This window comes from Nocardioides sp. HDW12B (assembly GCF_011299595.1).
Taxonomy (GTDB): Bacteria; Actinomycetota; Actinomycetes; order Propionibacteriales; family Nocardioidaceae; genus Marmoricola_A.
On sequence record NZ_CP049867.1, the window covers coordinates 3,193,074 to 3,212,001 of the forward strand.

Annotated in this window: 21 protein-coding genes; 9 read left to right on the forward strand and 12 right to left on the reverse strand. The window is 72.9% G+C overall.

Going from position 1 to position 18,928, the window contains the following annotated elements:
* Positions 1–98 precede the first annotated feature (98 nt).
* Positions 99–908, forward strand: coding sequence for an enoyl-CoA hydratase-related protein (locus G7072_RS14835; protein WP_166087669.1), 810 nt, complete (start codon positions 99–101; stop codon positions 906–908).
* A 295-nt stretch (positions 909–1,203) separates the two neighbouring features.
* Here the strand turns inward: G7072_RS14835 and G7072_RS14840 are convergent, their stop codons facing one another.
* Genes G7072_RS14840 through dapE form a run of 4 tightly spaced genes read right to left on the reverse strand, consistent with a single transcriptional unit; the run spans position 1,204 to position 4,017 of the window.
* On the reverse strand, positions 1,204–1,788 hold the full coding sequence (locus G7072_RS14840) for a DNA-3-methyladenine glycosylase I (RefSeq protein ID WP_166087671.1): 585 nt from the start codon (positions 1,786–1,788) through the stop codon (positions 1,204–1,206).
* The gene (locus G7072_RS14845) at positions 1,785–2,159 is read right to left on the reverse strand and encodes a DivIVA domain-containing protein (protein ID WP_166087673.1); all 375 of its coding nucleotides are present in this window, start codon (positions 2,157–2,159) and stop codon (positions 1,785–1,787) included. Before G7072_RS14845 ends, G7072_RS14840 begins: the two co-directional genes overlap by 4 nt.
* On the reverse strand, positions 2,156–2,929 hold the full coding sequence (locus G7072_RS14850) for a TIGR00730 family Rossman fold protein (RefSeq protein ID WP_240916972.1): 774 nt from the start codon (positions 2,927–2,929) through the stop codon (positions 2,156–2,158). Before G7072_RS14850 ends, G7072_RS14845 begins: the two co-directional genes overlap by 4 nt.
* A complete protein-coding gene (gene dapE / locus G7072_RS14855; RefSeq protein WP_166087677.1) occupies positions 2,926–4,017 on the reverse strand; it encodes a succinyl-diaminopimelate desuccinylase in 1,092 nt (363 codons plus the stop codon). The genes G7072_RS14850 and dapE overlap by 4 nt, the downstream gene beginning before the upstream one ends.
* A 203-nt stretch (positions 4,018–4,220) precedes the next feature.
* Here dapE and dapD point away from each other — a divergent pair, with 203 nt between their 5' ends.
* From dapD to G7072_RS14875, 4 genes are all read left to right on the forward strand, one after another.
* The gene (gene dapD, locus G7072_RS14860) at positions 4,221–5,108 is read left to right on the forward strand and encodes a 2,3,4,5-tetrahydropyridine-2,6-dicarboxylate N-succinyltransferase (RefSeq protein ID WP_240917294.1); all 888 of its coding nucleotides are present in this window, start codon (positions 4,221–4,223) and stop codon (positions 5,106–5,108) included.
* Entirely contained in the window at positions 5,095–6,114 is a 1,020-nt protein-coding gene (locus G7072_RS14865) for a hypothetical protein (protein ID WP_206063146.1), read from the forward strand. Before dapD ends, G7072_RS14865 begins: the two co-directional genes overlap by 14 nt.
* 164 nt (positions 6,115–6,278) lie before the next feature.
* Positions 6,279–6,566 (forward strand): hypothetical protein, encoded by a 288-nt coding sequence (locus tag G7072_RS14870; RefSeq protein ID WP_166087681.1) that lies wholly within the window; start codon positions 6,279–6,281, stop codon positions 6,564–6,566.
* Positions 6,567–6,708: 142 nt separating this feature from the next.
* Positions 6,709–6,999, forward strand: coding sequence for a hypothetical protein (locus tag G7072_RS14875; RefSeq protein WP_166087683.1), 291 nt, complete (start codon positions 6,709–6,711; stop codon positions 6,997–6,999).
* Positions 7,000–7,002: 3 nt separating this feature from the next.
* On the opposite strand, the gene dapC is transcribed toward G7072_RS14875, so the two are convergent.
* Positions 7,003–8,136 (reverse strand): succinyldiaminopimelate transaminase, encoded by a 1,134-nt coding sequence (gene dapC / locus G7072_RS14880; protein ID WP_277343375.1) that lies wholly within the window; start codon positions 8,134–8,136, stop codon positions 7,003–7,005.
* A 26-nt stretch (positions 8,137–8,162) separates the two neighbouring features.
* Positions 8,163–8,489 carry a ferredoxin gene (gene fdxA / locus G7072_RS19825; RefSeq protein WP_206063149.1) on the reverse strand — a complete coding sequence of 109 codons (327 nt, stop codon included), beginning with the start codon at positions 8,487–8,489 and terminating at the stop codon, positions 8,163–8,165.
* A gap of 157 nt (positions 8,490–8,646) precedes the next feature.
* Between fdxA and G7072_RS14885 the strand changes: the two genes are divergently transcribed.
* A complete protein-coding gene (locus G7072_RS14885; RefSeq protein ID WP_166087687.1) occupies positions 8,647–9,693 on the forward strand; it encodes a GNAT family N-acetyltransferase in 1,047 nt (348 codons plus the stop codon).
* Between the two features lie 46 nt (positions 9,694–9,739).
* Here G7072_RS14885 and G7072_RS14890 read toward each other — a convergent pair whose 3' ends face one another.
* Both G7072_RS14890 and mshB read right to left on the reverse strand, forming a co-directional pair.
* Positions 9,740–11,533, reverse strand: coding sequence for a VanW family protein (locus G7072_RS14890; RefSeq protein ID WP_166087690.1), 1,794 nt, complete (start codon positions 11,531–11,533; stop codon positions 9,740–9,742).
* A 95-nt stretch (positions 11,534–11,628) separates the two neighbouring features.
* The gene (gene mshB / locus G7072_RS14895) at positions 11,629–12,537 is read right to left on the reverse strand and encodes an N-acetyl-1-D-myo-inositol-2-amino-2-deoxy-alpha-D-glucopyranoside deacetylase (RefSeq protein ID WP_166087692.1); all 909 of its coding nucleotides are present in this window, start codon (positions 12,535–12,537) and stop codon (positions 11,629–11,631) included.
* A 57-nt stretch (positions 12,538–12,594) separates the two neighbouring features.
* Here mshB and G7072_RS14900 point away from each other — a divergent pair, with 57 nt between their 5' ends.
* Entirely contained in the window at positions 12,595–13,692 is a 1,098-nt protein-coding gene (locus G7072_RS14900; protein ID WP_166087694.1) for a hypothetical protein, read from the forward strand.
* A 149-nt stretch (positions 13,693–13,841) separates the two neighbouring features.
* Here G7072_RS14900 and G7072_RS14905 read toward each other — a convergent pair whose 3' ends face one another.
* The 3 genes from G7072_RS14905 to G7072_RS14915 all read right to left on the reverse strand — a co-directional run bounded on the left by G7072_RS14905 (position 13,842) and on the right by G7072_RS14915 (position 16,611).
* Positions 13,842–14,249, reverse strand: a complete 408-nt coding sequence (locus G7072_RS14905; protein WP_166087696.1) for a hypothetical protein — start codon at positions 14,247–14,249, stop codon at positions 13,842–13,844.
* Between the two features lie 173 nt (positions 14,250–14,422).
* Positions 14,423–15,583, reverse strand: coding sequence for an acyl-CoA dehydrogenase family protein (locus G7072_RS14910; protein WP_166087699.1), 1,161 nt, complete (start codon positions 15,581–15,583; stop codon positions 14,423–14,425).
* The gene (locus tag G7072_RS14915) at positions 15,583–16,611 is read right to left on the reverse strand and encodes an LLM class F420-dependent oxidoreductase (RefSeq protein ID WP_166087701.1); all 1,029 of its coding nucleotides are present in this window, start codon (positions 16,609–16,611) and stop codon (positions 15,583–15,585) included. Before G7072_RS14915 ends, G7072_RS14910 begins: the two co-directional genes overlap by 1 nt.
* Before the next feature lie 108 nt (positions 16,612–16,719).
* Between G7072_RS14915 and G7072_RS19830 the strand changes: the two genes are divergently transcribed.
* Positions 16,720–17,472, forward strand: coding sequence for a MerR family transcriptional regulator (locus G7072_RS19830; protein WP_206063151.1), 753 nt, complete (start codon positions 16,720–16,722; stop codon positions 17,470–17,472).
* Between the two features lie 12 nt (positions 17,473–17,484).
* Positions 17,485–18,366, forward strand: a complete 882-nt coding sequence (locus G7072_RS14925; RefSeq protein ID WP_166087703.1) for a hypothetical protein — start codon at positions 17,485–17,487, stop codon at positions 18,364–18,366.
* 161 nt (positions 18,367–18,527) lie between these two features.
* Here the strand turns inward: G7072_RS14925 and G7072_RS14930 are convergent, their stop codons facing one another.
* Entirely contained in the window at positions 18,528–18,875 is a 348-nt protein-coding gene (locus tag G7072_RS14930) for a hypothetical protein (RefSeq protein WP_166087705.1), read from the reverse strand.
* Between the last annotated feature and the right edge of the window lie 53 nt (positions 18,876–18,928).

The window sequence follows — 18,928 nt, forward strand, 5'->3', positions numbered from 1 at the left end:
CGCGGGCGAGGGCCAAGCACCCCCGCTCCGGCGAACCGGATCGACGCCTATTATCTCCCACCGTGTCCGTGTGCGGCACATCACCCCTGGGAGAGCCGATGACGTCAGCCAGCAGCAGCGCCGACCAGCCCGTGATCGTGACCCGTGAGGGCGGCGTCGCGACCCTCACGCTCAACCGTCCCGAGGCCATGAACAGCCTCGACGTGGCGACCAAGGAGGCCCTGCTCGCGGCCGTCACCGAGGTCGCCGAGGACCCGGCGGTGCGCTGCGTCGTGCTCACCGGCACCGGCCGCGCCTTCTGCGTGGGCCAGGACCTCAAGGAGCACGTCGGGCTGCTCGAGCAGGGTGCCGAGGTGCTCTTCACGACCGTCCCGGAGCACTACAACCCGACCGTGCTGGCGCTGGCGACGATGCCGAAGCCGGTGATCGCGGCGCTCAACGGGGTGGCCGCGGGCGCGGGGGCCAGCCTCGCTCTGGCCTGCGACTACCGGATCGCCGCCGACTCCGCGGGCATCAACCTGGCCTTCTCCGGCATCGCGCTGTCCTGCGACACCGGGTCGTCGTGGACCCTGCAGCGGCTCGTCGGGCCCGCCAAGGCGCTGGAGCTGCTCTACGAGCCGCGCACGATCAAGGCCGACGAGTGCGCCGACCTGGGCATCGTCACCCGCGTCGTGGCCGGCGACGAGCTGGCCGCGGAGGTCGCGACCCTGGCCGGGCGCCTGGCCGCCGGCCCGACCCTGTCGTACGCCGCCATCCGGCGCTCGGTGCACTTCGCCGCCACCCACGACCTGCCGTCCTCGCTGGACTTCGAGGCCCGGATGATGACCGAGACCGGCGGCACCGAGGACCACCGCAACGCCGTCGACTCCTTCGTGGCCAAGCAGCGCCCCACCTTCCACGCCCGCTGACCCCTCCCGGGCCCGCTCCGCCATGGAACGCGGGACCTCCGCCCATGTAACGCGGGGTTATGGACGCCGACCAAGGCTCACAACGCGTGGGAGGCGTCCATAAGACTCGGTCGGACGGGACTCACGTCCGGCCGGCCGTGCTCGAGCGGCCGCCTGCCCGGCGTACGTCGGAGAACGGCGACCCGCCCCAACCGGGCAGGGGTTGTGGACGCCCACCACGGGTTGTGACCCTTGCGAGCCGTCCATAACCCCGCGTTACATGCGGTTTCGGAGGGGTTCGGGTCGGGAGCGGGCGTCAGCGGGCGGTGCAGTCGGCGAGGTGGTCGTTGACCATGCCGGTGGCCTGCATCAGGGCGTACGCCGTGGTGGGGCCGACGAAGCGGAAGCCGCGGCGCTTGAGCTCCGTGGCCATGGCGGTCGACTCCCCCGTCACCGCTGGTACGTCGCCCAGCCTGCGCGGGGCGGGCCGGTCCCCGTCCGGCGCGAAGGACCACAGCAGCGCGTCGAGGCCGCCGTCGAGATCGAGCACCGCACGGGCGTTGGACACCGCGGCCTCCACCTTCGAGCGGTTGCGCACGATGCGGGTGTCGGTCAGCAGCTCGGCGACCCGCGCCTCGTCGTACGACGCCACCACGGCGGGGTCGAACGCACTGAAGACCTCCCGGAAGGCCTCGCGCTTGCGCAGGATCGTGATCCAGGACAGCCCGGACTGGAAGGCCTCCAGCGTGAGCCGCTCGAAGAGCGCCGACTCGCCGTGGACCGGGCGGCCCCACTCCTCGTCGTGGTAGGCGAGGTAGTCCGGGGTGCTCAGCCCCCAGGGACAGCGCAGCCCCCCGTCGGGCCCGGGCCGGGCGCCGTTCGAGGTCTCAGGCTCCGTCACTCGGTGGTCCCGGTGCGCGCATCGCCCCCGGTGGTCCCGCTCCGCGCATCGCTCCCGGTGGTCCCGCTCCGCGCGTCGCCCCCGGGGGTACCGCTCCGCGCGTCGCCCCCGGTGGTCCCCGGCGCCCCGCGGGCGTCGTCGACCTGGACGGCGAGCCGCTCGAGCAACGCGTCGACCTCCGACATCCGGTAGCCGCGGAACGCGGTGGTGAAGCGCACCCGTCGCAGGTCGGAGGCCGAGAGCGGACCATCCGGGACCCGCGGGTCGGGCCGGTCGTCGAAGGTCTCCTCCAGGCCCCCGCCGCGCCCGACCGCGACGACGGCGACCACCCCGAGGACGGCCATCACCAGGAGCGCGAAGAACCAGGTCATCGGTCGATGCTCCCACCCGAGGCGTCGCGCTCCTCGCGGGCGGCGACCATGACCGCCACAGCCTCGTCGGGGTCGTCGGTCAGCGTGAGCAGGTCGAGGTCGCCCGGGCTGACCTTGCCGCCCGCGACCGCGGTGTCGCGCAGCCAGGCCAGCAGGCCCGACCAGTAGTCGACGCCGACCAGCACGACCGGGAAGGACGTCACCTTGCGGGTCTGCACCAGCGTCAGCGCCTCGAAGAGCTCGTCGAGGGTGCCGAGCCCGCCGGGCAGCACCACGAAGCCCTGGGAGTACTTCACGAACATCGTCTTGCGGGCGAAGAAGTAGCGGAAGTTCACGCCGAGCTCGACGTAGGGGTTCAGGCCCGCCTCGAAGGGCAGCTCGATGCCGAGACCCACGGAGGTCCCGCCCGCCTCGGTCGCGCCCTTGTTGGCCGCCTCCATCGCCCCGGGACCGCCGCCGGTGATGACGGCCAGCCCGGCCTCGGCCAGACCGCGGCCGACCTGCTCGGCGACCGCCCAGACCGGGTCGTCGGTCGTCGTCCGGGCGGAGCCGAAGACCCCGACGGCCGGCCCGAGCTCGGCCAGCGCCCCGAAGCCCTCGACGAACTCGCTCTGGATCCGCAGCACGCGCCACGGGTCGGTGTGCACCCAGTCGGACGCGCCCCGGGAGTCGAGCAGGCGCTGGTCGGTGGTGGTGCCGCCGGGGTGGCTCTGGCTGCCGCGCAGCCGCACCGGTCCGCGGTAGCGGTCGGTCTCGTCGCGGGAGGTCACGACGTGCCCGCCAGCCACGCCCGCAGCTGCGCGGCGACCCGGGCCACGTGCTCGACGGGCACGTGCTCGTCCTGGCGGTGGGCGTACATCGGGTCGCCGGGGCCGAAGTTGACCGCCGGCACCCCGAGCCCGCTGAAGCGTGCGACGTCGGTCCAGCCGAACTTCGGGTTCGCCTCTCCCCCGACGGCGGTGACGAAGTCCCGCGCCGCCGGTACGCCGAGTCCGGGCAGGGCGCCGGGCGAGGAGTCCTTGACCTGCACGAGGTGCGGGGCGAAGAGGTCGGTGAGGAAGGCCAGCGCCTCCTCCTCGGACCGGTCGGGGGCGAAGCGATAGTTGACCGAGACCACGCAGGTGTCGGGCACGACGTTGCCGGCCACCCCGCCGGCGATGCCGACCGCGTTCAGGCCCTCGCGGTACTCCAGGCCGTCGATGACCGGGCGGCGCGCCTCGAAGGCGGCCAGCTTCTCCAGCACCGGGGCGGCGGCGTGGATGGCGTTGGAGCCCATCCAGGAGCGGGCCGAGTGGGCCCGCTGGCCGGTGAGCGTGACCTCGACGCGCATGGTGCCCTGGCAGCCGGCCTCGACGACGGCGTTCGAGGGCTCCATGAGGACGGCGAAGTCGGCCTCGAGCAGGTCGGGGCGGGCGGCGGCGAGCTTGGTCAGGCCGTTGCGCTCGGCCTCGACCTCCTCGCACTCGTAGAACAGGTAGGTGACGTCGCGCGGCGGGTCGGTGACGGTGGCGGCCAGGTGCAGGCCCACCGCGACCCCGCCCTTCATGTCGCAGGTGCCGAGGCCGTGCAGGATGCCGTCCTCCAGGCGCGACGGCAGGTTGTCGTGCTCGGGCACGGTGTCGAGGTGCCCGGCGAGCACCACCCGGTCGGCCCGGCCGAGCTGCGTCCGGGCGACGACGGTGTGGCCGAACCGCTCGACCTCGAGGTGCGGGTAGCGGCGCAGCAGACCCTCGACGGCGTCGGCGATCGCCTGCTCGTCGCCGCTCACCGAGGGGATGTCGACCAGCCGGCGGGTCAGCTCGAGCGGGTCCCCGACGGCGTCGGCGAGGTGGTCGGACAGAGGGGTGGCAGGGGACATGTCGACCATCCAACCTCATGGCACCGACGCACCCCGCCGTACGCCGTGGCGGGGCCGGGACGGTTGCCCGACTTCGGTAGCCTGCCCCCGTGAGCACCCCCTCCTCCGGCCCGTCCGCCACGCCCTCGTCGACGTCGTCCACGCCCGCCGTCGAGGCCCACGGATCCGCCCTCGTCACCCGGGTCGCCGGAGGCGAGGGCACCGTGCTCGACGCGTGGTTCCCCGCCCCGGCGCTGGGCGCCCCCGCGGCGGGCCACGCAGCACCGGCCGAGCTCGCGTCGCTGGCCGGCGAGGACGAAGTGCGCGGCGTCGTCCGCGAGGTCGTCGAGGTCCACGTCACCGACCTCCAGTCGCCGCCGACCGACACCGTCGACGCGTGGCTGCGCCTGCACCTGCTGAGCCACCGGCTCGTGCGCCCCCACGGCGTCAACCTGGACGGCGTCTTCGGGCTGCTGACCAACGTGGTGTGGACGAGCGTGGGTCCCTGCGCCGTCGAGGGCTTCGAGCAGACCCGGCTGCGGCTGCGGGCCGCCGGCCACCACGTGACCGTGCTGGGGGTCGACAAGTTCCCCCGGATGACCGACTACGTGCTGCCCTCCGGCGTCCGCGTCGCCGACGCCGACCGGGTCCGGCTCGGCGCCCACCTGGCCTCCGGCACCACCGTCATGCACGAGGGCTTCGTGAACTTCAACGCCGGCACGTTGGGCTCCTCCATGGTCGAGGGCCGCATCAGCGCCGGCGTCGTCGTCGGCGACGGCTCCGACGTCGGCGGGGGCTCCTCGATCATGGGCACGCTCTCGGGCGGCGGCACCCAGGTCATCTCGGTCGGCGAGCGGTGCCTGCTCGGCGCCAACGCCGGCCTCGGCATCACCCTCGGTGACGACTGCGTCGTCGAGGCCGGCCTCTACGTCACCGCCGGCACCAAGGTGCTCGTCCACGAGGGCGACGGCACCCGCGTCGCCAAGGCGCGGGAGCTCTCGGGCGCGAGCAACGTGCTGTTCCGACGCAACTCCACCACCGGCGCGGTCGAGGCCGTGCCGTGGAAGGGCGACGGCATCGCCCTCAATGCCGCCCTGCATGCCAACGACTGACCCCGACGCCGGGAGGTCGGGCGACGCGCGGGAGAACGGCCGGGTCCTGCTGCCGCTGCTCGCCGTCGTCGTGGTGGTCGTGCTGGGGGTCGCGCTCGCCGTACGCCTGGGGGCGGGGCCGTTCCCGGACTCCGAGGTGTGCCGCGCCGAGGTCGGCGACGTCACCGCGGAGCTGAGCGGCGAGCAGGCCGAGAACGCCAGCCTCATCGCCGGCATCGGCGTACGGCGAGGTTTGCCGGCCCGCGCGGTCTCCATCGCACTCGCGACGGCGTTCCAGGAGAGCAAGCTGGAGAACCTCGAGGGCGGCGACCGCGATTCCCTCGGGCTGTTCCAGCAGCGGCCCTCGCAGGGCTGGGGCAGCGCCGAGCAGATCAGCGACCCGGTCTACGCCACGAACGCCTTCTACGACGGGCTGGTGGAGATCGAGGGCTACGAGGACATGCGGATCACCGAGGCCGCCCAGGCGGTGCAGCGCTCGGGCTTCCCCGAAGCCTACGAGGAGCACGCCGAGGGGGCGCGCGCGCTGGCGTCTGCCCTGACCGGCTACAGCCCCGGGGCGTTCTCGTGCGTGGTGCGCCACGGTGACCTGGAGGCCGAGGAGCCGGGCGAGCGTGGCCTCACCGCGCGCGCCGAGGCCGCGGTGGTCGACGTGGAGCGGGTCTTCGGAGAGCTGCCACTCGGGGGGTTCTCGCCCGAGGGCGTCACCACCGGGCACATGGAGGGCTCGGCGCACTACGCCGGCCGCGCCGTCGACGTCTTCTTCCGGCCGGTGAACGACGCGAACCTGCGACGCGGGTGGGCCGTCGCGCAGTACCTCGTCGCGAACGCCGAGCGCCTCGGCGTCGACCACGTCATCTTCGACGACCGCATCTGGTCCAGCGGGCTGCGCTCCGAGCAGGGCTGGCGCGACTACGACGCCCCGGTCGAGTCCTCGACGGCGCCGGCCACCCGCGTGATCCTCGAGCACCGCGACCACGTCCACCTCGACGTGGTCGAGGGCGGCTGACGGCTGCTGAGGGCGGGACCTTCGCCCCCCGTCGGTCCTGACCTTCCCCGGATCGGCACCTGCCCCCTCGCCCTGGGCGGCTCCCGAGCCCCACACTGTCGTCAGTCGGGTGGGGTGCTCGGCGGGGGACGCCGGACGTGGGCCGGCAGGCAAGAGGAGCAGACATGGGATCGACCTCGATGATGTACACGATGGGCATGGCGCTCGACCGGGCGGCGGACGGCGGGCACCCGGTGAGCATCCTCGTGGAGGGCTCGTGGGTCGACGGCCAGATCGCCGCCGTCGACAGCATGGGGGTCGTCCTGGAGGGCAACGACGGCGACCACACCGTCATCCGCGTCGACCGGGTGGCAGCGGTGAAGGTGCACGCGGAGTCGCCGTTCCGCACGTCGATCTCGCGGGCACCGGCGGCGCCCGAGGCGCGTCCCATGCCCGGCCCGCGGACCGCCTGAGGCACCTCCGGCCGGGCACCCGATCGGTCAGACTTGGCGGGACCTTGGTCCGGAATCGGGTTTGTCCGCTTTCGTCACGACTGTCGGTTGCGCCATCCTGAGGACGTGCCGCGGGGGCGCGGCCACCAGGAGGGGACGAGACATGCAGACGTCGATGCTCTACACGATGGGGATGGCCCTGGACCGGGCCGCCGAGCACGGACACCCGGTGCGGTTGCTGGTCGAGGGGGCCTGGCTCGACGGCAGCATCGCCGCCGTCGACAGCCTCGGGGTCGTGCTCGAGACGGCTCAGGGCCACCACTCGGTGGTGCGCCTCGAGCGCGTCGCCGCCGTCAGCGTCGCCTCCGAGTCGCCCCTGCGGGCGCCGATCGCGCGCACGCCGTACCGCGAGGAGACGGTCGTGCGCCCGATGCCGGGCGCACGCACCGCCTGAGCCTCAGGCGGGCCGGCCCAGCCGCGCGACCGCGGCGCCGACGCGCTCGTCGGTCGCGGTGATCGCGACGCGCACGTGGCGGGTCCCGGCGGTGCCGTAGAAGTCGCCGGGCGCGACGAGGATGCCGCGGTCGGCCAGCCAGGCGACCGTGTCCCAGCAGGGCTCGTCGCGCGTCGCCCACAGGTAGAGCGCTCCCTGCGAGTGGTCGACGGTGAAGCCGGCGCCCAGCAGCGCGTCGCGCAGCGCCGTACGCCGTGCCGCGTAGCGCTCGCGCTGCTCCGCGACGTGGGCGTCGTCGTCGAGGGCGGCAGCCATCGCGACCTGCATCGGACCGGGCAGCATGAGCCCCAGGTTCTTGCGCACCGCCGTCAGCTCCGCGACGACCGTGGGATCGCCGGCGACGAAGGCGCAGCGGTAGCCGGCCAGGTTCGACCGCTTCGACAGCGAGTGCACGGTGAGGATCCCGGTGACGTCGCCGTCGCAGACGTCGGGGTGCAGCACCGAGACCGGCTCGGCGTCCCAGCCGCTCTCGAGGTAGCACTCGTCGGAGACCAGCAGCGCCCCGCGCTCGCGGCACCACGCCACGACCTTGCGCAGGTGCTCGACGGGGAGGACCTGACCGGTCGGGTTCGACGGCGAGTTGATCCACACCAGGGTCGGGCTCTCCGGACCGAGGCTGGTCAGCGCGTCGGCGGCCACGACGCGGGCCCCGGCGAGCGCGGCGCCCACGGTGTACGTCGGGTAGGCCAGCCGCGGGGCGACCACGAGGTCACCGGGGCCGAGCCCCAGGTGGGTCGCCAGGCCGGCGATCAGCTCCTTGGAGCCGACGCTCGGCAGTACTTGGCGCGGCTCGAGGCCGACCGCCCCGGCGCGCCGCTCGAGCCAGCCGACGATCGAGGCGCGCAGGGCCGGCGTGCCGATGGTGAGGGGGTAGCCCGGGGAGTCGGAGGCGTCGGCGAGCGCCTGACGCACGACGGCCGGGGTCGGGTCGACCGGGGTGCCGACCGAGAGGTCGACGATGCCGTCGGGGTGCGCCCGAGCGCGATCGCCCATCGGGACCAGCGCGTCCCAGGGGAAGTCGGGGAGCCGCCCGGAAACCGGACGTGCCGCCCACCGGGGAGCCCCGGGAGACGGCACGGTCGAGTCGTTCGAGGACCCCGAGGTCACTCGTCGTGCTCCTGCGGGGGCAGCGCGGCGACGACGGGGTGGTCCTTCTCGATGACGCCCATCTTGGCGGCGCCGCCGGGAGAGCCGAGGTCGTCGAAGAACTCCACGTTGGCCTTGTAGTAGTCCTTCCACTGCTCCGGGGTGTCGTCCTCGTAGTAGATGGCCTCCACCGGGCAGACGGGCTCGCAGGCTCCGCAGTCCACGCACTCGTCGGGGTGGATGTAGAGCATGCGCGAGCCCTCGTAGATGCAGTCGACAGGACACTCGTCGACACAGGCGCGGTCCTTCAGGTCCACACAGGGCTCGGCGATGACGTAGGTCACCTGGTTCCTCCTCGACGGGTGCGCCCGTGGCAGTCACGGGCGGAGATGCTGGCTCCGACAGCCTAGTATCCACACGCGCCGTTGACGCGGCGCCCTCCCGAAGTCTCGCTCCGCGTCGCCCGACGTCCCGCTCCCACGCTTCCCGAAGAAGGACCCCGTGCCCCTGCCGACCGCCCTCGGGCCCGCCTGCCTGGGGCTGCGCGTCGTCGTACGGCGCGTGCTGCCCGGCGAGACCGGCCCGAGCGGCGGGCCGGCGATGACCGACGTGCTCGGGGTGCTGGAGAGCTGGGAGGACGACGCGCTGACGGTGCGGCGCGAGGACGGCTCAGTCGTCCGGGTCGACCGGTCGACGCTGGTCTCGGGCAAGGCAGTGCCGCCGCGGGCGTCGGTGCGCCACCGGGTGCCGGCCGAGGTGGCCGCCCGGAGGGCGCTGGGCTCGTGGCCGGCCGTCGAGGCCGAGCCGCTCGGCGACTGGGTGCTGCGGGCGTCGGGGGGCTTCAGCGCCCGGGCCAACTCGGTGTTCCTCACCGGCGACCCGGGGATGCCCTGGGACGAGGCCGTGGCGCGGGCACGGGCGTTCTACGCCGAGCGCGACCTGCCGGCGTGGGCGCAGGTCGTCGTCGGCTCCCCCGAGGACCTGCGCGCCGACGCCGAGGGGTGGCACCAGGCCCGCCCCGGTGAGGCCGACTCGCTGCTGCAGGTCGCCTCGGTCGCCCAGGCCGTCCGTCAGGCGCGCGAATTCCGTTCACAAGAACGTTCAGACCCTCCCCGTGACGGCGTGGACGGGGATCTGAACGTTCTTGTGAACGAGATGTTCGTCCGAGAGGAGATGACCGACGGGTGGCTGGCGACCGACGAGCGGGCCCGCGAGCGGCCGGAGGCGTCGCGGGCGGTGCTGGAGGGGCCGGACCACGTGGCGTTCGTGACGCTCGAGGTCGACGGCGCGGTCGTGGCGCGGGCCCGGGCGGCGATGCCCGACAGCGACGACTGGGTCGGCCTCACCGACGTGTGGGTCGACCCCGAGCGGCGCCGCGGCGGGCTGGCCCGGTCGGTGGTGGGCGCGCTGATGCCGTGGGCGGCCGAGCGGGGCGCGAGCACGGCGTACCTCCAGGTCCGCGCGGACAACGCCGCCGGGCTGGCGCTCTACCAGCGGTTCGGGTTCGTCACCCACCACGCCTACCGCTACCTGCGCCTGCCGGACTGACCCCCGAGTACGTCGCTCCGCTCGGAGCGACGCTCGCCGGGCGGGCTCACTCGCAGATGACGGTGTCCGAGGGCGTGTAGACGGTCGTGTCCTTCTCGCGCTTCACGACCTCCGACGAGCCGGGCTCGCGGAAGATCCGGGTGACGTCGACGGTGAAGCCGCCGTACCCCTCGTTGGGCACGCAGTCCTCGCCGCTGCCGTAGCGGGTGTCGGGCGAGGTGAAGTCGTACTGCCCGCTGGTGACCGACTCGATGTCCCACACCTTGGTCGACCACATCCGCACCGTCAGCCCGCCGGTGCCGCCGGGAGCGCTCGGGCTGTGGATGGCCTGGATGAGCACCCCGTAGTCGGTGTCGTTGCGGAACTTCAGGTCGACCACCGGGAACGCGACGGTGGCCTCGCGCCCCATCGGGTAGCGGTCGATGTAGAACGAGTGCGGCTTGTGCTCGACGTCCTCGAGCCCGGCGAAGAACGCCGCGTTGTACGTCGTGGTGGCCACCTGGCTGACCCCGCCGCCGAGCTCGGACTTGAAGACGCCGTCGCTGATGATGAAGCCCTCGGTGAAGCCGTTCGCCCGGGTGCGCTCGCCGACCGTCTCGTTGAGGCTGAAGGTGTCGCCCGGCGCCAGCACGGTGCCGTCGATCAGCTCCGCCGCCCGGCCGATGTTGGTGTTGCGGTAGTCCTCGTGCGGGTAGTAGGTCGGGAACTCCGAGACCTTCTCGCGGATCTGCCAGTCGCGGGCCTCCGCGGTGCTGATCGCCGGGTCGACGGGACGCGGGTCGATGCGGGCGCGTCGGTCGGCTCCGGTGCCGGTGAGGAGATCGGGCAGGACCTCGACGATGCGGTCGCGGTCGATGGTCGCGCCACGACGTCCGGGCACGACCTCGGGCCGCCCGTCGCGGATCGCGACGGTCGCGTCCACCGGCTCGCGCGCCACCGACCGGGTCGCGGGGCCGAAGAGCCGCAGCAGCCGGTCCTCGTCGACCCGCGGCACGAGCTCGCCGTCGTCGACCTCCATGGAGAGCGCGTCGGCGAACTGGGCCGGGCGGACCGTGACGTCCCGGGGCCCGAAGCTGTAGACGACCGACGCGGACATCGCGGGGTTCGCGAAGTCGCGCATGGCCTCGCTGACCTGCCGCGCGGAGAGCTCGGGCCGCGCGTTGCGCACGGGCAGCGGCACCACCTCGCGGGTCGGGAACGACGCCACCACCTGCGCGACCGCCGCCGACACGTCGAGGCGCCGACCCGGCTCGGGGTAGACCGGGCGCGCCCGTCCGTCGCCGAACTCCACGTCGCCCTCGACCGGCGCGACGTCGACGCGACCGGCCACCTCCTCGAGCCGCTGCTCGAGGAGGTCGTCGATCGTCACCACGACGGGGTCGTAGTCCTCGCCCCCGACGAACGACTCCCAGATGTCGGCCGGGTGCCAGCTGCGGCCCACCGGGACCTGCTCGACGGAGGCAGCGGCATCGACCTCGAGCCCCACCTCCTCGGGGTCCAGGGCGAACTCACGGTCGGAGGCGGCCACCACCAGCGGGCGGCGCTGCGCGTCGGCGAGCCCGCGACGCAGCTCCGCCGCCGCGGCCTGGGGCTTGAGCCCTCCCACGTCGACGCCGGCCACGGTCGTGGCGCGCGGCAGCCGGTCGCTGGCCAGCACGTAGCCGGCGAGGTAGAAGCCGCCCACGATCACCGCCACGGCCACCGTGAGCCACACGAGGATCCGTCGGTCCCGTCGCCGCCGTGACCGCTCGCGCTCCTGCTCCCGCGCGTCGTCGGCGTCGTCGGGGCGGTCAGGGTCGTCGGCGCGGTCGTCGAGCCACGATGTCGGTCCGGAGGTCACGGGGTCCAGGGTACGAACACCCGCCGACGTACGCCGCCCGACGCTCTCAGCCGAACGGTCCCGACCTGGCGCTCACCCGGCCGCCGGGCCGGGCGTCACAGACCGGCGAAGAGGTCGCTCTCCCAGCCACGCTCGTCGACCGGGCCCTTCGTGCCCTTCGCCAGCCGGTAGACCTCGGTGCCCCAGACCTGGTTGCCGAGGTTGTTCGACAGCGCGAAGAACGGCCCGTCGACCTCGATCTGCGTCGCGTGGGCGGCCATGGCGGCCATCTTCTGCTCGGCGTACGCCGTGCCGTCGACCTCGCAGGCGATCGCCTCGTCGGGGACCATGAACCGCGGCGGGTTGTCGTAGTCCATGTCGGAGAACGGGTTCTCGATCCCGTTCTCCTTCATCATGCGTGCGCCCTCGCGCATCTTGGACAGCGACATCGCCGTCCAGTAGATCTTCGCGACGTCCCAGGGCTCGCCCAGGTCGAGACGGTAGTGGGGCACTGCCGCGAGCTGTGCGGCGTACATCGCGACACGGTGGGCCTGGATATGGTCCGGGTGACCATAATTGCCGAACTCGTCGTAGGTGACGAGGACCTGCGGGCGCACCTCGCGGATGACCTCGACCAGCAGATGAGCCGCCTCGGTCAGGTCCGCGCGCCAGAAGATGTCCGTGCGGTCGGTCTCGGCCGGCTTGGCGTGGCCGGTCTCGTCCCACTCCATGCCGGAGTCGCGGTAGTGGCCGGGGCCTCCGAGGAAGCGGTGGTCGGTGACGCCGACCTCCTTCATCGCCGCCTCGAGCTCGCCGACGCGGTGGGCGCCGAGCCCGTCCTCCTTGTCGGCGGCCAGGTGGGCGAGGTCGGGGACCAGCACCTCCCCCTCCTCGCCGAGGGTGCAGGTCACGAGCGTGACACCGCGCCCCTCCGCGACGTAGCGCGCCATGGTGGCGCCATTGTTGATCGACTCGTCGTCGGGGTGCGCGTGCACCAGCAGCAGCCGCTGCTCGGGGGACTCCATAGGGTCACTGTAGGAGCAGCGCCGCGGCCCCGCGCCCGCGGCAGGAGGAGGTCGACGATGACGAGCCCGTCCCGCAGCGCACCGACCCTGGTCCCGGGCCTCGCGGCCGACGACGCCATCGACGCGCTCGTCGAGGCCAGCGGCGGCCGCGTCGGCCTCACGGGCGTGCTCGGGCACCTCAACCGCGTCGCCGAGCCGGCCTGGGGGCCGGGGTCGGCGGTGAGCCACGCCTTCGCGTGGGACGAGGCCGACCAGCGCAGCCGCCGGTGGTGGCCCCAGGGCGTCACCTCCTCGTCCGAGGCGCGCCTGCCCCGAGGTGACCCCTGGCCCGGGCCGCCGGTGCTGCTGACCACGTCCTACGCCAAGAAGGTCGGCGGGCTGGACAAGGGCTCCCGCATCACGGTGGCCGACCTCGGCGACCCCGACCGGGTGCGCTACCGGCACGTGCTGCTGGTCCGCGCCGTGCGCGACGACACCGGCGCCGTCGACCTGCGCCCGGTGAAGGCGCACGCCGGCGGGGTGGTGTGGCACGGGCCCTGGCTCTACGTCGCCGCCACCCGCCGCGGCGTCCTGGCCTTCCGCCTCGACGACGTCGTGCGCGTGTCCCCCGCACCACCGGATCGTCTCGGGCGCCACGAGGACGGTGACGGGCTGGCCGGGTTCGGGCACGGCTACGCCCTGCCGCTGCACCACGTGCTCGGCCCGCCGGAGCCCTCGGACGGGGAGGCCGCGACCCCGCCGGCGATGCGCTACTCGTTCCTCTCCCTGGCGCGCGGGCTCGACGGCAGGACGGCGCTCCTCGCCGGGGAGTACGACGCGGGCGGCGGCACCCGGCGCCTGGTCGTCTTCGACCTCGACGCGACGGGCGCTCCGGTCACCGACCCGTCCGGGGTGGCGGCCTCGACCCACGTCGCCGACGGGGTCGATCGCATGCAGGGTGCGGTGTGGCTGCCCGACGGTCGGCTCGCGGTCACCGCCAGCGACGGTCGCTACCGGCGCGGGCACCTGTGGGTCGGTGCGCCGGGCGCGCTCGAGCGGCGGCGGAGCGCCGTACCGGTGGGGCCGGAGGACCTGACGTCCTGGCCGGAGCGGGGCGAGCTGTGGACCGCCACCGAGTACCCGGGCCACCGCCTCGCCGTGGCCCTCCACCTCTGAGCCGCTCCACCCGGTTTCACCCACCCCACCCCTTCTGCCGGGTTGTCGGTTTCACTAGGTACCTAGTGATCCTGGCGCTTCCCGAGCGAAGTTTCGTGCGGGAAGCGCCGGTTTCACTAGGTACCTAGTGAAACCGACACGGCACCGGCTCAGTCGGCGGCGACGCGCTGCGCGGGGACCCGCGCCTGCTGGGCGACGATGTGGACGGTGACGTAGTGGCCGTTGCTGCCGGCGCGGGTGGCGCCCTGGAACTCGATCTGGTCCTTGTCGACGAGCAACGAGTGGGCCTCCCAGAACGGGTAGCGCAGGCGGTCCTCCCACATGAGCTCGAGGCGCCGGGCGACCTCGCTGCGCGAGAGCTGCTCGGGGAACGTGAACATCGCGATGACGAGCTGGTCGAGGTCGTCGGTGTACTCGACCTCCACCTCCTCGAAGAGGCCGACGGAGGCGAGCGCGGTGCGCAGGTCGGACTGCACGGCGCGGAGCTCCTGGGCCGACCCAGGGCTGGCGTTGACCTGCACCGCCCGACGCATCTTGTGGTACTGCGCGATCTCCACGACCTTGGTCCCTTCCCTCGTCCCCTGGGTTCCCATGATGGTGCGCGCACACGGGACGTTTCCAGGGAAGATGCCGGGCCCGGGCATATTCAGGACCTAGGGCACAGGTCAGTTCAGGACCTTCGGGTCCGCCCGGATCGGGCGACTGGTCCCGTGGGGCCCGGGACGGGGTCTCAGAACCCCAGGGACCGCCCGATGATCTCCTTCTGGATCTCGGTGGTGCCCCCGTAGATCGTCTGGATTCGGCTGTCGAGGAACGCCTGCGCGATGGGGTACTCCAGCATGTAGCCGTAGCCGCCGTGCAGCTGCACGCCGCGGTCGACGATCTTGGTCTGGAGCTCGGTGGTCCACCACTTCGCCATGGCCGCCCCCACGGCGTCGAGCCGGCCCTCGTTGTGCCGACGCACGCAGTCGTCGACGTACACCTGGCAGACCTCGGTCTCGGTGGCCATCTCCGCAATGAGGAACCGGTTGTGCTGGAAGACGCCGATCGGCTTGCCGAAGGCGGTGCGCTCCTTGGCGTAGGCCATCGACATGGCGAGCACCTGCTGGCAGGCCGCGGCCGCCATCATCGCGATCGAGAGCCGCTCCTGCGGCAGGTTCATCATCAGGTAGATGAACCCCTGGCCCTCCTCGCCGAGCAGGTTCTCCTTGGGCACCACCACGTTGTCGAAGAACAGCTCGGCGGTGTCCTGGGCCTTGAGGCCGACCTTCTCGAGGTTGCGGCCGCGCTCGAAGCCCTCCATGCCGCGCTCGACGACGAGCAGGCTGATGCCCTGGTGGCCGGCCTCCGGGTCGGTGCGCACGACCACGACGACGAGGTCGGACAGGATGCCGTTGCTGATGAAGGTCTTCGACCCGTTCACCACGTAGTGGTCGCCCTTGTCGACCGCGGTGGTGCGGATGCCCTGCAGGTCGCTGCCGGCGCCCGGCTCGGTCATCGCGATGGCCGTGATGAGCTCGCCGCTGACGCAACCGGGCAGCCAGCGCTGCTTCTGCTCCTCGGTCCCGAGCGACGAGAGGTAGGGGACGATGATGTCGGTGTGGACGATGAAGCCGGGCCCGCTGGCTCCGGCCCGGGCCGACTCCTCGGCCATCACCTGGTTGTAGCGGAAGTCGCTGACGCCGGCGCCGCCGTACTCCTCGGCGACGTCGAAGCAGAGCAGGCCCTGCTCGCCGGCCTTGCGCCACACCTCGCGGGAGACGACGCCGTCGGCCTCCCACTGCTTGTGGTGGGGCACGACCTCGCGCTCCATGAAGGTGCGCACGGTCTGGCGGAACGACTCGTGCTCCTCGGTGAACAGGTCGCGCTTCTCCTGCGTCGCTGCGGTCATCAGCTGATCCACTCCTTGAGCTGCGAGATCGTCTTCGCGGGGTCCTCGCTGGCCGGGACGACGTTCAGGTGCGTGACGCCGGAGGCCTGGAAGGCCGCGATGCGCTCCTTGATGTAGGACTCCGGTCCCACGAGGTTGCACATCTCCAGCAGGTCCTCCGGTACGGCGGCCGCCGCCTCGTCCTTCTTGCCGTCGAGGTAGAGGTCCTGGATGAGCTCGGCCTCCTTCTCGTAGCCGTACTGCACGCACAGGTCGTTGTAGAAGTTCTTGCCCTTGGCGCCCATGCCGCCGATGTAGAGCGCGAACATCGGACGGGCGAAGTCGAGCATGCCCTTGACGTCCTCACCGATCGACACCATGCCGCCGGCCGCGATCTGCAGCGGGCCCAGCTCGGCCGAGCGCTTCGCCGCTCCGGTGGCGAGCGAGTCGCCCCACACCTTCTCGGCCAGCTCGGGAGCGTAGAGGTGCGGCAGCCAGCCGTCGGCGTACTCGGCGGTGGCGGCGACGTTCTTCTGCCCCAGCGAGGCGATCCAGATCGGGATGGTGTCGCGCTCGGGCTTGGTGAGCATCTTGAGCGGCTTGCCGAGACCGGTGCCCTGCCCCTCGGGCAGCGGCAGCTTGATGATGCCGTCGTTCTCGAGCTTCTCGCGCTTGAGCGCCCGGCGGACGAGGTCGACGACCTCCCGGGTGCGGCCCAGCGGCTTCTCGTAGGGCAGGCCGTGCCAGCCCTCGATGACCTGGGGGCCGGAGGCACCGAGGCCGAGGATCGCGCGGCCGCCGGAGATGTTGTCGAGACCGGCGGCGGTCTGCGCGATCAGCGCGGGCGTGCGCGAGTAGATGTTGAGGATGGCCGAGCCGATCTCGACGGTCTCGGTCTTCGCCGCGAGGTAGCCCATGAGCGTCGGCGAGTCGAAGCCGTAGGCCTCCGCGACCCAGACGGTGTCGAGGCCGGCCTTCTCCCACGCCACGACCTGGTCGGCGGCGTTGCGGGGGTTGCCGTCGTACATCAACGGGGTGGAGAGCTTCATGGACCGTCCTCGGCTGTGGTGGTGGGTCGGGGCTGTGCTGCGGAGCCTAAGACCCTGACAGTAATACTGTTAGAGTCCGTGGGGAACACCACAGCAGGAGGAAGTCCGGTGACCGAGCGCGAGGCCGCGGATGGCACGGAGGAGCACACGCTCACCGTCGACGAGCTCGCCGCCGCGACGGGCCTGACGGTCCGCAACACCCGCTACTACGCGAGCCTGGGCCTGCTGCCCCCGCCGGTACGCCGCGGACGGGTCGCCTTCTACGGTCCCAGCCACCTCGCCCGCCTCGAGCTGGTGCGGGCCCTGCAGGACCACGGCTTCACGCTGTCGGCGATCGAGCGCTACCTCGCCAACGTCGCCGAGAGCGCGACGCCGGCCGAGCTCTCGGTCCAGCGCGCCGTGCTCACCGCGTGGCGGCCCAGCCGGCGCGAGGACGTGCGGGCCGAGGAGCTCGCCGAGCGTGCCGGCCGCCCGCTGAGCGAGGACGACGTCGCGTGGCTGGTCGACGTCGGGGCGCTGCGCCGGGTCGGTCGCGACTTCCAGGCCCTGCCGGTGCTGCGGCTCGCCGTCGAGCTGCTCGACGTGGGCATGCCGGTCGCCGGCATCCGGGCCGCGGACCGCGCCGTACGCCGTCACATGGGTGAGCTGGCCGACGAGCTGCAGGGCATCCTCGACGACGTGCTGGCCGGCTACGACGTGGCTGCCATGTCGCGCGACGAGGCGCGTGAGCTCGAGCAGGCCCTGGGGGCGCTGCGGACGCTGACCCTGGACTCGATCGTCGAGAGCTTCCAGCACGCCGCCCACCAGCTGGCGACGCGGTCGCTGACCACGTCGCCCCTCTCGGACACCGCGCACGGCTGAGGCGGGTACGACGTGGGGCTGGGCGGGCGGCTGGGCGAGCGGCTGGGCGGGCGACACCTGGTCACCGCGCTGGTGCTCGTCGTGCTGCTGACCTCTGCCGGGTGCACGACGCAGGAGGCGTCCGACGAGACCTCCGCGGTCCGGGCGCCGCGCCTGACCCTGGGGCTGACGCAGCTGATCCCGGAGGAGGGCACCGACCAGGCGCTGCTGCGCGTCACCAACGACGGCGACGAGCCGCTGCTGGTGACGGCGGTCGGTCTCGACTGGGCGGGGTACGGCCCGGCCTTCGCCGTGCCCAACGACGCGACCGTCGCGCCCGGGCAGACGCTCGACCTGCGGACGACGCTGCCGGAGCCGGTGTGCGACGACCGCTCCCCCGAGCCCGCCGCCGGTGTCCTCGACACCAGCACCGGCCGGGTGGTGGTGCCGCTGAAGGACCTCAGCCAGGACTACCTGCGCCGGCTCTGGCGCACGCAGTGCGACGCCCGGCTGGTCGCCGAAGCGCTGTCGGTGGACTTCGAGGGCGGGTGGAGCCAGGAGGGCGTCGGCGACGACGCCTCGACCGCGAGCACCCTGGTCCTGACACGGCGCTCCGGCGACGAGCCGCTCGAGGTGCGCCGGGTCGACGGCAGCGTGCTCTACGACCTGGCGCTGGACGCTCCGCTGCGGGTCGCTCCCGGCGAGGCCGGCGGCCGCACGACCGTGCGCATCCTGCCCGGCAACCGATGCGACGAGCACGCCCGCGGCCAGGCGACGGCGCCGTTCGACTTCGAGCTCGGCCTCGTCGTCGGGGACCGGCGCGTGACCGTGCCGTTCCCGGTCTCCACCGCGACCTCCAACGCCGCCCAGACCATGCTCGACCGGGTCTGCGGCAGGGTCACCACCGCAGGGTGAGACGCCGACGGGGACGCCGGACGAGACTCCGGAGCCGCCGGCTGGGACACGGGCGGGGACGTCAGCTGCGACGTCGGCTGAGAGACGGCTGCAGCCTCGGCTGAGACACCGACGGGCGCACCCCCCGCCAGGAGGATGCGCCCGTCGGTCGAACCGCTCGGTCAGCTCGGCGGCGGCGGCGGCGGCGTGTAGGGCTCGCACGCCGAGTGTGCGGGGTTGCCCAGGGCGATTCCCTGGTTGCCGTCGCACTCGTACCCCTGGTTGCCGTCGGACTCGTCAGGCGCCTGGCCCGGCGGGTTCTTGTCGTCGGCGTTGCCCTGCGAGCCGGCGAGGTGAGGCGCCTTGCCCTGGCCGTTGCCCGATGGGAAACCCGGGTTGGGGCAGTAGTTGCCACAGTCGGTGTTGTCGTTGAACGTCGGCTTCCCCGCGTGGGCGGCCGGCGTGGCGAAGGCGAAGACGGCCAACGAGGCCGCCGCGGTCGCGCCGAGGCGCGAGATCGTACGGTTCATGAGATCCCCTTGCTCGGTGCCGCCTCCCGAGTTCCCCCCCGGGTGGATCAGCA

Excerpts from the sequence above, each read along its gene's own strand:
- G7072_RS14835 (WP_166087669.1), top strand. The coding sequence starts at position 99 with ATGACGTCAGCCAGCAGCAGCGCCGACCAGCCCGTGATCGTGACCCGT.
- G7072_RS14845 (WP_166087673.1), bottom strand. The coding sequence starts at position 2,159 with ATGACCTGGTTCTTCGCGCTCCTGGTGATGGCCGTCCTCGGGGTGGTC.
- dapE (WP_166087677.1), bottom strand. The coding sequence starts at position 4,017 with ATGTCCCCTGCCACCCCTCTGTCCGACCACCTCGCCGACGCCGTCGGG.
- G7072_RS14865 (WP_206063146.1), top strand. The coding sequence starts at position 5,095 with ATGCCAACGACTGACCCCGACGCCGGGAGGTCGGGCGACGCGCGGGAG.
- G7072_RS14870 (WP_166087681.1), top strand. The coding sequence starts at position 6,279 with ATGGGATCGACCTCGATGATGTACACGATGGGCATGGCGCTCGACCGG.
- G7072_RS14875 (WP_166087683.1), top strand. The coding sequence starts at position 6,709 with ATGCAGACGTCGATGCTCTACACGATGGGGATGGCCCTGGACCGGGCC.
- mshB (WP_166087692.1), bottom strand. The coding sequence starts at position 12,537 with ATGGAGTCCCCCGAGCAGCGGCTGCTGCTGGTGCACGCGCACCCCGAC.
- G7072_RS14900 (WP_166087694.1), top strand. The coding sequence starts at position 12,595 with ATGACGAGCCCGTCCCGCAGCGCACCGACCCTGGTCCCGGGCCTCGCG.
- G7072_RS14910 (WP_166087699.1), bottom strand. The coding sequence starts at position 15,583 with ATGACCGCAGCGACGCAGGAGAAGCGCGACCTGTTCACCGAGGAGCAC.
- G7072_RS14915 (WP_166087701.1), bottom strand. The coding sequence starts at position 16,611 with ATGAAGCTCTCCACCCCGTTGATGTACGACGGCAACCCCCGCAACGCC.
- G7072_RS14930 (WP_166087705.1), bottom strand. The coding sequence starts at position 18,875 with ATGAACCGTACGATCTCGCGCCTCGGCGCGACCGCGGCGGCCTCGTTG.